The 14,213-nt window shown below is 51.1% G+C and carries 14 protein-coding genes, 1 tRNA gene and 2 rRNA genes (1 of these 17 cut by a window edge); all 17 read right to left on the reverse strand.

The annotated features are described in order from the left end of the window. Positions 1 to 34: 34 nt before the first annotated feature. Positions 35 to 874: a restriction endonuclease subunit S gene (locus ACMHXI_RS07150; RefSeq protein WP_413734523.1), complete on the reverse strand. Its 840-nt coding sequence runs from the start codon at positions 872 to 874 to the stop codon at positions 35 to 37. After that, positions 801 to 1,202 (reverse strand): hypothetical protein, encoded by a 402-nt coding sequence (locus ACMHXI_RS07155; RefSeq protein WP_413734525.1) that lies wholly within the window; start codon positions 1,200 to 1,202, stop codon positions 801 to 803. The genes ACMHXI_RS07150 and ACMHXI_RS07155 overlap by 74 nt, the downstream gene beginning before the upstream one ends. Further along, complete coding sequence (locus ACMHXI_RS07160; protein WP_413734527.1) at positions 1,199 to 2,752, reverse strand: type I restriction-modification system subunit M; 1,554 nt, start codon at positions 2,750 to 2,752, stop codon at positions 1,199 to 1,201. Before ACMHXI_RS07160 ends, ACMHXI_RS07155 begins: the two co-directional genes overlap by 4 nt. Beyond that, positions 2,749 to 3,060: a hypothetical protein gene (locus ACMHXI_RS07165; RefSeq protein WP_413734529.1), complete on the reverse strand. Its 312-nt coding sequence runs from the start codon at positions 3,058 to 3,060 to the stop codon at positions 2,749 to 2,751. Before ACMHXI_RS07165 ends, ACMHXI_RS07160 begins: the two co-directional genes overlap by 4 nt. A gap of 38 nt (positions 3,061 to 3,098) precedes the next feature. After that, entirely contained in the window at positions 3,099 to 6,536 is a 3,438-nt protein-coding gene (locus ACMHXI_RS07170) for a DEAD/DEAH box helicase family protein (protein ID WP_413734531.1), read from the reverse strand. A gap of 73 nt (positions 6,537 to 6,609) precedes the next feature. Beyond that, complete coding sequence (locus tag ACMHXI_RS07175; RefSeq protein WP_208184318.1) at positions 6,610 to 8,112, reverse strand: sigma-54 interaction domain-containing protein; 1,503 nt, start codon at positions 8,110 to 8,112, stop codon at positions 6,610 to 6,612. Positions 8,113 to 8,259: 147 nt separating this feature from the next. Further along, the gene (locus ACMHXI_RS07180) at positions 8,260 to 8,574 is read right to left on the reverse strand and encodes a hypothetical protein (protein WP_208184317.1); all 315 of its coding nucleotides are present in this window, start codon (positions 8,572 to 8,574) and stop codon (positions 8,260 to 8,262) included. A gap of 48 nt (positions 8,575 to 8,622) precedes the next feature. Then, on the reverse strand, positions 8,623 to 9,135 hold the full coding sequence (locus ACMHXI_RS07185; RefSeq protein WP_243891809.1) for a hypothetical protein: 513 nt from the start codon (positions 9,133 to 9,135) through the stop codon (positions 8,623 to 8,625). A 14-nt stretch (positions 9,136 to 9,149) separates the two neighbouring features. Then, complete coding sequence (locus tag ACMHXI_RS07190; RefSeq protein ID WP_243891807.1) at positions 9,150 to 9,347, reverse strand: hypothetical protein; 198 nt, start codon at positions 9,345 to 9,347, stop codon at positions 9,150 to 9,152. 42 nt (positions 9,348 to 9,389) lie between these two features. Continuing rightward, positions 9,390 to 10,370, reverse strand: a complete 981-nt coding sequence (locus ACMHXI_RS07195) for a hypothetical protein (protein WP_208184316.1) — start codon at positions 10,368 to 10,370, stop codon at positions 9,390 to 9,392. Positions 10,371 to 10,473: 103 nt separating this feature from the next. Next, on the reverse strand, positions 10,474 to 11,598 hold the full coding sequence (locus tag ACMHXI_RS07200) for a helix-turn-helix transcriptional regulator (RefSeq protein ID WP_208184315.1): 1,125 nt from the start codon (positions 11,596 to 11,598) through the stop codon (positions 10,474 to 10,476). Beyond that, on the reverse strand, positions 11,501 to 11,959 hold the full coding sequence (locus ACMHXI_RS07205) for a hypothetical protein (RefSeq protein WP_413734534.1): 459 nt from the start codon (positions 11,957 to 11,959) through the stop codon (positions 11,501 to 11,503). The genes ACMHXI_RS07200 and ACMHXI_RS07205 overlap by 98 nt, the downstream gene beginning before the upstream one ends. Next, entirely contained in the window at positions 11,893 to 12,495 is a 603-nt protein-coding gene (locus ACMHXI_RS07210; protein ID WP_413734536.1) for a hypothetical protein, read from the reverse strand. The genes ACMHXI_RS07205 and ACMHXI_RS07210 overlap by 67 nt, the downstream gene beginning before the upstream one ends. A gap of 65 nt (positions 12,496 to 12,560) precedes the next feature. Next, positions 12,561 to 13,502: a hypothetical protein gene (locus ACMHXI_RS07215; RefSeq protein ID WP_413734538.1), complete on the reverse strand. Its 942-nt coding sequence runs from the start codon at positions 13,500 to 13,502 to the stop codon at positions 12,561 to 12,563. A gap of 275 nt (positions 13,503 to 13,777) precedes the next feature. Further along, positions 13,778 to 13,854: transfer RNA gene (locus ACMHXI_RS07220), tRNA-Asp, on the reverse strand. Positions 13,855 to 13,891: 37 nt separating this feature from the next. After that, positions 13,892 to 14,007: ribosomal RNA gene (gene rrf, locus ACMHXI_RS07225) — 5S ribosomal RNA — on the reverse strand. A gap of 102 nt (positions 14,008 to 14,109) precedes the next feature. Then, positions 14,110 to 14,213: ribosomal RNA gene (locus tag ACMHXI_RS07230) — 23S ribosomal RNA — on the reverse strand; its annotated part runs 1,264 nt beyond the window's last position; the annotation flags it as partial.

Genomic DNA, 14,213 nt, shown 5'->3' on the forward strand with positions numbered 1-14,213 from the left:
TGCTGTTATGTATTGCTGGCGATGAGTCGGTGCTTCAAAACTTGCCGCTAAAGGCTTGCTGGCTCATTGAAGCGAACAAACCATCCAGTTCATTCTTAGCAATTACTTGAGAAGCTAGCCCAGCAAGTACTTGGTCCCTTACTTTTAGATATCCTTCTTGTACTTCTAAAGGTGGATACGGAAACTCTATTGAATCGAGGATGCCAGTATTCATGTGTGTAAATGAACCATCAGTACCAACTTTAAGCCTTCCTACGCGCCCTTTGCAGTACGTCATCAATGCAACAAAATATTCGGGCATCAACCTAGGGCCGAAGCGAACTCGAATTAAGTTAGTACTGATCAGCGACCGCGAGTATCGAGTTCGAACAACCCCCATTTTCCCAACAGTTCCAGCTCGCGATATAATTACATCTCCGGACAGTACACTGTACGATTCCAGCTCCTCATATTTTTCAGGTGTGACCCAAAGTGATGGTGAATCTTTGAACTCTCCTGATAAAGAGATGTTGTCCATATTCCAAACAGGAACGCCATCACTCTGATACTCATCTTTCTTTAACGCGCTGCCGAATGGGCCACACTTTGTTCCTTGCTTTTGATCGCAATAGAACTCTTTGAGAGTGCGGACAGGGAAGCCCTTTGGGTTGGTGACGGGATCGCCGAACATGTCGAGGAAAACGCTGCGCAGGAACTGGTCGGCGAGGTCGATGGCTTGCTGGCGTTTACGGCGCAGGGCGTCGGCCTTGTCGAGGATGGCGGCGATGCGCTTTTGCTCGGTCAACGGCGGGAGGGGGATTTCAATCTCGCGAATTTTCTTCACGGAAAGATGTTTTACCGTAACGGCAGGCGTCTCTGCATGAATTCGGAGCAAAGCATCTGGAAGAAAATGATACAGATACTGCTGATCTAATTGGATCCCCATCAGCGGTGATTTTGCACACCCGCTGATTCAGCAATGCTTTCCCGCCTTGCCACTTTTCACGGTTAAAGTCTCCGTCCATCCCGATCAGCATATCGCCATCATTGATAACGAAATCATCCGAGTAGTCGCCTTTGTAAAAGGTTTCAGATCGCCCGCGCACCACATCACGGATACGCGCTAAAGGCAGCCCTTCGGTTTCGCTAAAATTTGCGGACTTGAAAGCAAAACCTGAAAGGATCGTGGTCAGCTTTTCTAATTTTACGAGCGGAGCACTCACAGCATCTCCTCCAGCGCTTGCAGATCCCGCTGGATCTCCGCTTCCAGCGCCTTGAGCCGCGCCAGAATGTCTTTGGGGGCATCGTACTCTTCAGCCTGGTACTTTTGCTCTTTATAGCGATTGAGGGACAAGTCGTACTTGTTGGCGGCGATTTCGTCGCGGCTGACCCAGAAAGATTTGCTGCTGCGGTCATTGGCATCCGTGGTCGCACTGGCCTTGTCGCGGGCCTTGAAGGCCTTGACCAGCTCAGGCAGATCGTTAGCCTCGATGGGCTGACGTTTGTCGTCGAGTGAGAAGCCATCGGCCGCTACGTCATAGAACCAGACCTGATCGCTGCCGCCGCAGCCGGGGCTGCCCTTGGTGAAAATCAGGATGGCGGTGGAGACGCCGGCGTAGGGTTTGAACACCCCGCTTGGCAGGCTGATGACGGCGTCGAGCTGGTTGTCGTCCAAGAGATGCTGGCGCAGCTGCTGGTGGGCCTTGCTGGAGCCAAACAGCACCCCGTCGGGAACTATGGTGGCACTGCGGCCGCCGAGTTTGAGCATCCGCAGGATAAGGGCGACAAACAAAAGTTCGGTCTTTTTGGTTTTGACTACCCGCAGCAGTTTGGGGTCGACATCTTCTTCATCGAGGCTGCCCTTGAATGGCGGGTTGGCGAGGATAAGGTCGAAGCCTTCGCTGGCATCCTTCGGGAAGCGCTCAGCAAAACGCTGGCTTAAGGTGTCCTGATAGTGGATATCGGGCTCGGCGACACCATGCATCACCAGGTTCATGGCGGCGATACGCAGCATGGTGGCATCGAAATCGAAGCCGTGGAACATGTCGGTGTCGACATGCTTGCGGTGCTCGTGCAGCAAATCACCAAGGAAAATGGTTTGCTCGACGGGCTCGCCTTTGTCGTTGCTGACGGTTTCGCGGATCACCCCTTCGGGGGAGCTGTATTTTTCCAGCAGGTATTCGTAACTGACCGACAGGAAACCTGCGGTACCGCAGGCCGGATCGGCGATGCGGTGGCTGGCGTCTGGGTCGAGCATTTCCACCATGGCGCGGATGATATGGCGCGGGGTACGGAACTGGCCGTTAATGCCGGCGGTGGTGAGCTTACTGAGCAGATACTCGTACAGATCGCCCTTGGTGTCGCTGCTGTCGAGCGGCAGCTCGCTTATCATGTTGACCGCTTTGACCAAAAGGCTTGGCTTTTGGATCATCAGCTGGGCGTCTTTCATAAACTCGGCAAACAGGGTGCCCTCACCCGCCAGATCTTTAAAGTGGGGGAAGACGTCGTCTTTCACCAGCTTGAACATCTGCTCGGCGGGCAGATGACGGAACTGCTCCCAGCGGATGTCCTGATCGAAATCACCGAAGCGGCGCTTGAACGGCTGGCCGGTACGCTCGGCGCGCTTTTCGTCACGGCGCTCGTTCATATCCAGGAGACGCGCGTACATCAGGAAGGTGATTTGCTCAATCACGGTGAGCGGATTGGCGATGCCGCCGGTCCAGAATTCTTCCCAGAGTTTATCGATTTTGTTTTTCAGTTCGCCGGTGATCATGCAATTTTCTCTTTGGTTTCAATTTTTTGCCAGTGGCTAATCGAGCGTTGGTCCAGTGCGTAGAGCCCGGCTATTCCGCCCTGAGATGGCGGCTGTTCGGTGCGGGCACGCACCTTATAGCCCTGGGTGGTGACTTTTAAGATCATGTCCTGTTCGTCGGAGACTTCTATGCCTTCGGCCTTGGTATTGCCCTTTTTGGAGAGACGAAAGGCCAGCTTGCCTGTGTCGTTGTTTTTCATCCGCACGGGATAGAGCACCTGACCATTCTTATGGGTTAGCCGCAACTTGCGGCACAGCAACTCATTCATTCGCAGTATCCAATCCTATCAAAGTTGTAGCCTGTGGCTCAGGCTGACATGGGTGAAGTGGCCCGCGTTATAGGGGTGCCCAGCTCCACGCCGAATCTGTTTATCAGTGCCACCAGCGCATCGGCCTGGGCCGGATCGGTAAACACACCATCGAGACCATCGGTGTGCACCCCGGTAAAGGGCTGGTCGTAAAGCTCTGCCACCCTGATAGTGCCGAACTTGCACAGGTGGTTTTTCAGCAGACCAATAAACCGCAGCTGGCGGCTGTTTAAATGGATATGGTGCTGCTGCACAAACGCAGTAAAGGCCTGTTCGACGCCCTTTTCATCCATGCCAATAAGGGTTCGCAGCAGCTGGTCGAGGCTCGCGCCCGAATCCGGGAAAAACGCCTTGAGGGTGCGCAGATCCAGATTGGGATTCTGAATATGCACCAGGGCGTTAAGCTGGGTGAGCTCGGCGTCGCTGACCGGTTGCCCCTTGCGGATTTTGGCCAGCACGGGATCGGTGGCAAACAGTGGCGACAGGGTACGCTCCACTTCCTGACGGAAAATCTGATAGTCCACTGTGACAATATGGGTCGGCCTGTCGTTTATCTGGTATGCGGCGGTATCTTCCCGAATATCCAGCACCGGCAAGGTTTCGGTTGGCGGCGTGCTGTCTTTGTCTCGCAGGTGGATGATACCACGCAGCGCCAGGCGCTGCTGCTCCAATGCCGCTATGCTGACATGTTGCCAGAAGCTGTCCTGCTGGATGGCTTTGATGGCATCGGCCTTGGCGCGCACCGCATTGAGATCCATCTTCAACCGGCCTACTTTGTTCATCACCGGCTGTTTGGCCACAGCCAGCTCAGACGGCTTGGTAAGCTGAATGTACTGCAATTCGGTAAGCTGCAGATCCCAGCAAATGGCTTCTGACTCGCCCTTGATGTCGCGCCACTGCATCAGCGGCGCCAGCTCAGCGCGCAGCAGTTGGCGGGTCTCGGGGGCAAAGCTGTTGAGCCGTTTGGGGTCGCTCAGGCGAGCCTTGAGCTGCCAGTTGTCGCGCACCGCGATGCAGCGGTCATCGAGCGCATCGATATCGGCCTTGATGAGGGTGATCGCGTGATTAAACACCTCCATCTCGGCCTTTTTAAGTGCGGTTTCTGCCAGGTTGATGCGGGCCTCGAACAGCTTTTCACACAAGGATTTATCGGGCCTGCCTTCGTCTTCCGGTGGGTCCATCTCGAAATAATCGAAGTTGCCCCAGTGATCGAAAATTAAAAAATGGCTCTTGGGCTTGCCAGGGCCGTATAGATCTTCACACAGACGGGTACCGCGCCCCACCATTTGCCAAAATTTGACCTTGGATTTGACCGGCTTGGCAAACACCAGGTTAACCACCTCGGGCACATCGATGCCGGTGTCGAGCATATCAACGGAGACGGCGATGGTGATTTGATCTCTGGAGCCATCGGTCTTTTTGAAATCGTCGATAAGATCTTCGGCGCGCTCATACTTAGAGTGAATTACGCGGCAGAAATTACCGCCATGCTGAGGGTACATTTCGCCAAACAGGCTTGCCAGCAATTCGGCGTGCTGAATGGAGCGGGCAAAGACAATGCTTTTGCCGGGCAGCTGACCATCGAGATCCCGCAGGCCTTTTTCCATCAGGTTACGCAGGATAGCGCGGTTGGTGTCTTTGTTGTAGACGGCTTTGTCTATGTCTGAGGCACTGAAATCAAGCTCATTGGGGTCGATACCCTGATCTTCAAGCTCCGCTATCTGCTCATCGCTGAGGGCATGTCCCCTTATTCCTTCACGCAGAAACTGAGTGGTATGGGTCACCACCCGGAAAGGGACCAGATTGCCTTCGTCCACTGCGCGCTCCAGTGGGTAGCTGGCTGTGGGCAGTTTGTAATCACAACCAAACAGACGGCAGGTAGAGCGGCTTATCATTTCGACCGGGGTAGCGGTAAGGCCAACCTGCCGGGCATCGAAGTACTTGAACAGGTCGCCATAGACGTTGTAAACCGAGCGGTGGGACTCATCGGCGATGATAAGGTCAAAGTAGCCTACGTCGAACTGCTCATAAATGCCCATCATGCCCGGATAGGTGGCGATATAGATACGGGCATTGTGTTGATCCTCTTTTTTACTGCGACCAACCACATATAGCGGTTCTTTAATGAATTCGCTGTAGGCGTTTTTGGCCTGTTTGCGCAGCTCTTTACGATCGCACAGGAAGAGTACCCGCTTGGCCCATCCGGCATCGAGCAGCCGCTTGGTCAGTGCGATGGAGACTCGGGTCTTTCCCGTACCTGTGGCCTGCACAATCAGGGCTTTACGATGCCCCTCACTGAAACGCTCGCTGACACGGGTAACGGATTCGATTTGATAATCCCGACCAGCAATAGCGATATCTATCGGGGTGGTGTTCAAGTTCTGACGCTGTTTGCGCTGACTGATGAGGTACTGCAGGCTGTCTTTGCTGTAGTAGCCATAGAGCTTGCGTGGCACTGAGTCGAGAACATCATCCCAAATCCAGATATCGTAGCCGTTGGTGTAGAAGATGACAGGTCTTTGCCCATGGGCTTTTTCAAGGGCATCAGCATAGAGCTTGGCCTGTTGGCGGCCCTTTTCCGGATTCTCACGGGCACGCTTGGCTTCAACTACCGCCAGCGGTTTACCATTGTCGTCCCACAGCACATAGTCGCAATATCCGATACCTGTGGCAGTGGGCTGACCTGTGACCTCATGCTCCAGACTGACCTGCTCGGTATTGCTGCCATTTTGCGATACCTCCCATCCGGAGAGGCGCAGTTCGCTGTCGATAAGGCGACGACGGGTCTCGGCTTCGTTAAGATCAAGGGTGCTGGTGGCCTTGGTACTTGCCAGTATAAAATCCTGGAATTTGGATTGGTCTATGGCCGCTTTAAGCTGTGCAGCCTGACGCTGTGCTTCCTGCTCGGCCTGCTGCGCGGCTTCAAGCTCCTTCAAGGCAGTCTCAAGCTGGGCAGTTTGAGCGGCGAGTTTTTCCTGCAGCGCCTTATTTTTTTGCTTCAGCTCCGACTTGGCAGTTGCTGCCTGAGGTTGCTCGGGTGTCTGGAACTCAGGGCATTGCTCGCGGCTGCCGCCACCCTGGGCGATAAACAACCAGCAGCCCAGATAGTAGGCTTCCTGAACCAGCCAAACAGCATTGGTTGCTGAAACATTGCCTTCGTGGGCGGCCTTATTGCCGTGAATGCGGATAGCATGGAGTTTGTCGAGGATGACCCTGGGCACGACGGCGGTAAAACTGCCGTTATTCAACCTGTCCATGAAGGTGGCATTGGCTTCCGCAGGCAATTTAAGTTCGCTGTAAATGACGCCCACCAGTTTTTCAACATAACAGCGCAGCTTGACCAGGGCACTTTGCGGGTCGGAATGGGCGTACGTCTCCGCAAATCCGCCGAGTTCGGCCAGTGCCGGCCATTGTTGCCTGAGGTGTTCAAAGTTCATGGACTGCATACCGTTTTGCCCTTAATAACGTCCTGTTTATCAGATATCGTGCCAACTTAGGGGTTGCCGCACATCAATCACCATCAATACCTAGCTTATCCATCCAGTTTGTCAGCGTTTGATGGTTTGGTAGCCCGAGCAATTTTGCAGCCTTACTTTTTTGGCCAGCGGTAATTTTTAATGCCTCAAGAATACAGTGACGCTTTGTTTTATCAATGACTTGATTGATATCTATACCAGCCGATACATCGATTGATTGCACCTGCTGCTCAGGTCTTTCACGACGTTTTATCATGGCTCGTTGCAGATGTTCTGCGGTAAGCATATTACTGTCTGACCAGATAGAGGCTCGCAGCAAGGTGTTCCATAGCTCCCGGATATTACCCGGCCATGGCTGGATTTTTATAAAATCTATTGCGTCTTTGGAAATTTTTTTACTTTGATAACCGGGCTGATCTTTGGCTTCATCGTTCAGACGCGCTATCAGCACCGCCAGCAAGTCTTGTATATCTTCATGGCGTTCACGCAAGGGAGGCAATTGCACCACGCCCACAGCCAGTCGGTAAAACAAATCCTCTCGAAAACTGCCCTCGTCCACCATAGCAAGCAAGTCTCTGTGAGTGGCCGCAATGATACGCACATCAACGGTTTTTGGCTTGCTCTCACCTACAGAAGTAATCTGCTTTTGTTGCAAGGCGCGCAGCAGTTTGGCCTGAGCATCAAGGGGCAGCTCACCGATCTCATCGAGAAACAGAGTACCACCGTTCGCCTCTTCAAAGAGCCCTTTTCGGTCTTCCATTGCCCCGGTGAAAGAACCCTTTTTATGGCCAAACAGGTGTGAATCAATCAGAGTTTCAGGGATAGCTCCACAGTTAACGGCGATGAAGGGCTTATCTGTACGTGGAGACGCCTTATGGATGGCCTCTGCGAAGACTTCTTTACCCGTACCTGACTCGCCCTGAATAATCACTGGCAAATTGCGGGGGGAGAGTTTTTTCGCCATTTCAACAGCATTGCGCATCGGTTCTGAGCCGGTCTGAATATGGGCAAATTGACCATCAAAATCGGGAGCAGAGCTTGCAAGTTCTCCTAATACCTCATCCTGACGTTTAAGGCTTTCAAGGGCGATGTTCACGGGCAAAGTAACGTCTGACAGCCCGTTCTGCACAGAGGTTTGAACGAGTTTGGTGTTGTAGATACCCTTACCAAGCAGCACCCACACAGCAGCCATAGCCGGGGTGCCGGAAGACAGGTTTAAGGTTACCAAATCGCTGTCGAGGCTTGTCTGACTTAGCTCTTTTTCTGCAATCGCATAAATGCTGGGGTAATCAATAGGGCTATCAATCTTAACCTTGTCGATGATGACCTTGGTTGAACGGCGGTTGCTGCGCAGTATTTTTAACAGCCAAACCTGATAGTCAGAAATCCTATCAAACCAATTATTGGTAAGAATTTTAACCTCATCATAGGGAGCATCTGACTCGACAAGAATGGAGCCGACAGGACCAAGCGTTCCTTCGGCTTCTGCGTCAAGATCATGCTTACCCAACCAAGTCAGCAAGAGTCTACGTTTCATCACAAAGCAGTTCCTTTACTTATTTGTAAGAGAACTTACCACATGACCTTTGTGTATCCTACTCACACAAAACAAAATTTGAGATCATCGGCAGCTTCGTAAGAAATGGAACTTAGCGGTCTTGGTTTGGCAAATTTCAAGGCAGATTTACTCAGATGATTGGACACGCTTCTGCTCGTTACCCCATCCTTCTTTCTCGGTAACCACCCCCTCATGGGAGTCGAGTTTTTGAAATCTGAAAATGATGCGGTCAGAGTTTTTCTCAGTAGCAATTCTGAAGCCAGTAATCTTCCCGCCTATGGTAGAGGGTTTCAATTGCCCGGGATGAAGGAAGATGTCCCCACCGACCAACTGAGCCGCAGCGTCAACGGTAACATTCCAATATCCGCTTTCCCACTCACCAGTCTCCTCAGACACAACACGATAGTTCCCTAACTTTTCTACAAAATGGATAGCTTCCATCACTACACTCCCTTGCCAGTTTTTGATATTAAAACGCCAAATTCAGCACTAAACAGTAGCGTTTTTTCTATAAAAAACAACACGCTTTTTACCATTTTTTATGACAAACAGCCCAAAATCGACTTCAAGATGTTTGTAGCTGCTGAGGTGCTCACAGGCTAAGTAGGTCGGCTCTGGTTGCAGATCCCCCTCTTCGACCGAACTGAATACCTGCGCCATAAGAAAGCACTTGCAGTTACCAATGGAGAACTCGATCAAATTATCATCTAGCCGCCCGTCCGCTTTTGAGTTCATCCGCTCAAGCTGACAAATGGTCAGTACAAGCTCAAGGATAGTGATCTTCGTGTTACTGCTAAGATCATGCTCACCGCGGATACTATCGAGTTTTTCGGTGAAGCAATTCAAATCCCCTAGGCTGAAATGTATTCCACCTGTTCGTACATCATTAAGTGACATTTCGTTCAGCAAGTATGGGTGAGAATGCATCTCACCAAGTTGCTCATAGCCCATAGCGGACGACAGTTGCTGTTTAAGAAATACAGCTTCAGGATTTGTTAGCACAGAGCCGCCTTTCATCACCGAAGGGTATCGGCCGAAATGAAGGTTACGTCATAATGTATCGAATTGTCGGCTCTGGTTTTACTGCCATAGAGCGATGCCGAAAATTCCACACCGCGGCGCTTATTGTTACTGTGGCGAACAACAAAGGCTTCGAAGCCGTTAAGGAGCATTTGGGTTAATGCCGTGTCGGTAACCTTGACATGATGCTTCATGATTCATTCCTCAATGAAATGGGTATCTAGATACTGTGGTGCTCAGTAAGACGCTGCCGGAACAGATGAAGCTATCAGTAGAACGCTTATGGCATCTGTCTTCGTGACAGTCACGCCGCTCAGCACCTGCTGAAGTTTAGGGAAAGCGTGGTGCAACGCATCCAAAAATTCGTGCATTAAACCCAATGAAAAGTCTTCTGGTACTGAAAAGTGAATCAAGACACCCGTAACCATTTGGGTATTTATCCCGGCAATCAGCGACGATTGAAACAGGCTTGTGAGCAGGCTGAGGCAGTCCACTGAGTCACCAGTGAAACGAGTTCTCATAGGGGCAAGCATATTGGCATCGCGGATAAAGGTAAGAAAGTCATTAAAATCTAAGTTAATCAGCCCCGCTTGCCCCAGCACCTGCAAAAGTTCCCCCAAAAGCTCACAAATAAAACGGTTACCTGCATTGAGCCCATCAAACGCTGAGGTATTAGGTGAAAGCACCGATTTAAGCTTGTCATTGGGCAGCACTATCAAGCCATTACAAAGCTCGTTAAGCGATGTCAGCGCGTGATCTGCCTTGGCCTTTTTGGGTTTTCCTTCAAACGTAAAAGGCAGCACAACAGTACCTATTACAGGCACACCCATAGTATGACAACACTGGGCGAGTGTAATCAGCGGGGTACCGGAACTGCCGCCAAGGGCACCAACCAACAACACCAATTCCGATTCTTTGATGAGTTCTTTTGCATCATTGAGTCCATCTTCATTAAATGTCGCTTCATCATTATTCTGCAGCCCGTCAGGGTTCACCAACAGGGCGTTGGCATAGTCGATGGTACTCAGCAGGCTCGGTTTCCGACTGACCAGAAGTCCATCCACTCCGGTATGATTTTGCTTAACCAGACTTGCGCCTATGTAACAACCAAGATCGCCCACGCCAATTACCAGAACCCGAGGTGTATACAGAGTGGGGCCGAGATTATCAGCGAGTAAAAAAACCGGCTCGATATCCAATACAGTTGATTCAGTCATAAAGTGCTCCGCACAATTTCAAAGGACGATAAGTGATCTCACCCTGTTATTGTGCAAAGCATTGCGTCGACTTGTGTCGCAAGAATGCCGCCATCAAACATTTTTAAGACGTGCTTTTTTTGTAGGCCATCAGCGACTTTTCAAGGGAGGCAATCATAAGTTCTCTCAAAGGCTCGGGGGATATGATTTCGATATTGGCCCCCTGCCCCTTAAGCCACCATTTAAGCTGCCAACCGTCAAATACGGTGGCAGTGAGAAGCCAGCGCCCATCATCAAGAGGCGTAAGGGTTTGATCGTCACTGAGCGGCGTTTCGTTGAGATAAAATTGCAACTGCGGTTGAATATTGGCTTCGAGGCAAATGCGGCCACCATCAGAAAACTGCATGGCGCCGGAATCCAAATATTCACTTAGCGAAAAAGAGCCTGGGCGCTGGAAACGCTCAAAACTGTGCTCAACCTGTTTGAATCTGTGTATCGCAAAGAGTTTTGGCTTGCTGGGAACGCGGCGGCTTTCACGGCTTATAGCCCTATTTGGTTCGCTGCGCTCTTGGTTTACTTCACTTGCCACCAGATAAAGCACCCGGCCACGCAGCACCAGCGCTAAAGGCGTAAGCTGGTAGGTTTTAGCTTCTGTCTTTTGCGTTGCCTGATAACTGGCTTCAATACAGTGGTCGGCGAGCAGTGCCTCCTGAATGACCGAGAGGAGCGAATCGTCAACTTCCGGAGACTGATATACGTTGTCTCCCATGTAACAGGCAATTTTATTGCTGTACGGGACCTTTGCCTTAGCCAGGAGTGCCCTCGCGTCGGCGGATTTATCCAAAAGCCCCAGCTTCATCTTATTGGGCATAACAGCAAGCATGGGCTCAAACAGTATCAGAGTCAGGGCTTCCGCCTGTGTCATCGGCTTTGGAGGCTCACGGCGATACCAAAGAAGCTTACGGCCATCTTGTATTGAGAGTGCCAAATTCCGCTGCGCCAACGCGTTCAGATCCCGCTGCACTGTACGTGTTTTCACCTCAAAACCAACGGCGCTGAGCTTGGCGATCAGGCCGGCAACATCATCGCCGTTACCCTTTTCGGGTAACAATTGCCAAAGGGACAGCAATCTGAGCGCTGTATCGCCGGCTTTATTTGATGACATAACGTCCCTCATCCTTGTGCTGAAATGCCGTTGGAAACAAGCGCTGAAAGTACTCAAGATATTGTGATTTATCAAGATATTCATCCCAATACCCATCTTCATCGTGCAGCGCGTTAAACAGGATCGCAAGCTGTTGCAGCTCGCTATCATTAAGCGCTGCAAAATCACACAGATATAAAAACTCCTCAGCACTGAAAGCCACAAGGTAATGCCTGATAAAGGCCGCGCCTTTGAGAGACACCTGATGCTTAAGCAGCAAACGCCTGAAATACAGTTCGTACTCTTCATTGGTTTTGGGGGAATAGTGGCTTTGCAAAGCCAATGCTTTGAGTAAAGGGCTTTGGGGATAGAAGTGCATCACCAGCCTCGCAGCCAACATCAGCGGCAAAAAGTCTCTGGCAAATGCCTTGTTCTGCTGTTGTGAACCTGATGCCTTCTTGGGCAACTTAAGCGTTGCCTTAAGCTTATTGCTGGCAAACCAAGGGGCATCTGCTCATCGCCCCGGTATCGGGCCAGACGTTTTTCCTGGCGCCGCCAGTGTTTATCGAGTAGCGCTTCCGCATGAAACAGTAACTCTGCAGGCGAAAACTCGCTTCCCGCGTCCTCAGAGAGCCAACTCAGGAGACTTTGTTTTCCTTCGATAAAACGTTTCCAGAGTGGATAAAATGGCGAGTCTTTAGTAATACAAGCACCGCCGCTGCGGTAGTTGCAAAGCCATGCGACATTGTCAGCCCCATGAGCAAGCGGATTGTCCCAGCATTCAAATACGATTCTGCCGAGCGCGGTGACATCCCAAAGATCCACCCAGGAATTGTAGTCTTCATCCCTAAGCCAGTCGGCGAGTTCAGCCAAATCGACGCACTCCTGTACCCACAGATTTTCATGGTTGCGATAGGCATCGGCACGCCGATCGATTTTGTGCTTTGACAATAAGTAGTCCACCAAAGCGCTGGCAAACAGTGATGAGGTTTTTGACAGCATTTTCTCTTCCTTCTAAAGGTTTGGGGCGGCCAATGTGCGAAGCTGTGTGTGGGTCTGTATCGGGATCACTGTGAAAGCGTCTCAAATGCCTCCCTGACAGCCTTCTCGCCATAGTGCGGAGGATGCAAAGCCGTTTGACCGTCTAACGCTGAGAAATAGGCCTGACTGACAGCACGGATTGCTCTGACATCGGCTGAGGCAGTGTGCAGTAAATACAAAAGGTGCTCCGGCAACAGCAATGCCGCATTTTCAGCTAAAAAGGCCACGCCTTTTACCCGATAGCAAAGCTGTAGCAGCCATCGCTGCAGCCGGTATTCCAATGCGAGAAAATCCACCGCATAGTGAGGCGAAGCGACGACAAAACGTTTGAGAGTGCTGCTCTCTGGCGCCCAGGTAAGCAGCAAAGAGCAGGCAAACAAACGGTGACGAAATTCATCCCAGCAAGCATCAAGAAATACATCGCGGTTTTTGTCATATTCTTTGCAAATAAGATCCCAGACGCTGTTTGATTCACGGCGATTAAGCATGGTGACACAGGCATTGGCACGCAAAAGATGCCGCTCAAGCAGCGCATTGGCTTCGGCAAACAATTCTAGGTTATCCGGCAAATCCTGACTGAGGTAGGCCGCTATTCCCTGGGGGAATTGACTTGCCTCATTAAGATGAAACGACAATGTGGGGTATTCAGGTAATGATGTTGCAAGTTCCTCAGACAGATGCCGCCATAGTGCAAGCTGTCTCGCACTCAGCGGCGCGTCAAAAGAAGTAACAAACAGCCTGGCCCACAACACCCGATTGTCCAGAGCAGAGTCAGGTTGTTTCTTGAATCGTTCAACAATGACATCCCAGTCATCACAAAACTCGTACCAGTAATATGGAAACTCCGTGTCTGCCTTCTCAATAGCATCGAAACCTTCGGTAACGAAGCTAAAGACAAAGCCCTGCTCCAAACATAAACCGCACATAGCCTGCTCCTTATTCTGGTTACAGAATGAGGATACAGCCATATGCGTCAACTTGTGTCGCATAACTAGACTAAATAATAAACCGCTCAAAATGCCTTGTTCACATTGCACAGGAAGACAATTCAACAGAGTGGGAAAACGGGAAAATCTCTGATGTTGAAGGAAGCAAGCCGCTAGGAAATGACACTCGGCCAAAACTGGGGGCGGGTCACCGAATGGTCACGGATTGGTCACGGTCACAGACCGCAATTTGAGGAAGTAGAAAGCGTAAAAATCAAAAAGCCCAAGCTATTTATAAGCTTGGGCTTCATGAATGTTGGCGGAGCGGACGGGACTCGAACCCGCGACCCCCGGCGTGACAGGCCGGTATTCTAACCAACTGAACTACCGCTCCTTTAGTATCACGCCTTGGCGCACTACTAAAATTGGGCGTCTGGCGATGACCTACTCTCACATGGGGAGACCCCACACTACCATCGGCGCGATTGCGTTTCACTTCTGAGTTCGGGATGGGATCAGGTGGGACCACAATGCTATTGTCACCAGACATATTTGGTAATCTGGAAAGCTGTGCTCTTCTTCAGAGCCTGAGTTCAAACTTCAATCAAGTATCCGACTTCTTCAAGTCCGTAAAACCCATCTGGGTTGTATGGTTAAGCCTCTCGAGTCATTAGTACAGGTTAGCTCAACGCCTCGCAACGCTTACACACCCTGCCTATCAACGTCCTGGTCTCGAACGGCTCTTCAGAGGGC

Origin of the sequence: Shewanella sp. BJSY2023SW005, from assembly GCF_047314585.1 — a bacterium.
GTDB lineage: Bacteria > Pseudomonadota > Gammaproteobacteria > Enterobacterales > Shewanellaceae > Shewanella > Shewanella algae.

What these genes read in the sequence shown, in the direction of transcription:
- ACMHXI_RS07160 (WP_413734527.1), bottom strand. Translation starts at nt 2,752, where the DNA reads ATGATCACCGGCGAACTGAAAAACAAAATCGATAAACTCTGGGAAGAA.
- ACMHXI_RS07165 (WP_413734529.1), bottom strand. Translation starts at nt 3,060, where the DNA reads ATGAATGAGTTGCTGTGCCGCAAGTTGCGGCTAACCCATAAGAATGGT.
- ACMHXI_RS07170 (WP_413734531.1), bottom strand. Translation starts at nt 6,536, where the DNA reads ATGAACTTTGAACACCTCAGGCAACAATGGCCGGCACTGGCCGAACTC.
- ACMHXI_RS07175 (WP_208184318.1), bottom strand. Translation starts at nt 8,112, where the DNA reads ATGAAACGTAGACTCTTGCTGACTTGGTTGGGTAAGCATGATCTTGAC.
- ACMHXI_RS07180 (WP_208184317.1), bottom strand. Translation starts at nt 8,574, where the DNA reads ATGGAAGCTATCCATTTTGTAGAAAAGTTAGGGAACTATCGTGTTGTG.
- ACMHXI_RS07190 (WP_243891807.1), bottom strand. Translation starts at nt 9,347, where the DNA reads ATGAAGCATCATGTCAAGGTTACCGACACGGCATTAACCCAAATGCTC.
- ACMHXI_RS07195 (WP_208184316.1), bottom strand. Translation starts at nt 10,370, where the DNA reads ATGACTGAATCAACTGTATTGGATATCGAGCCGGTTTTTTTACTCGCT.
- ACMHXI_RS07200 (WP_208184315.1), bottom strand. Translation starts at nt 11,598, where the DNA reads ATGAATATCTTGATAAATCACAATATCTTGAGTACTTTCAGCGCTTGT.
- ACMHXI_RS07210 (WP_413734536.1), bottom strand. Translation starts at nt 12,495, where the DNA reads ATGCTGTCAAAAACCTCATCACTGTTTGCCAGCGCTTTGGTGGACTAC.
- ACMHXI_RS07215 (WP_413734538.1), bottom strand. Translation starts at nt 13,502, where the DNA reads ATGGCTGTATCCTCATTCTGTAACCAGAATAAGGAGCAGGCTATGTGC.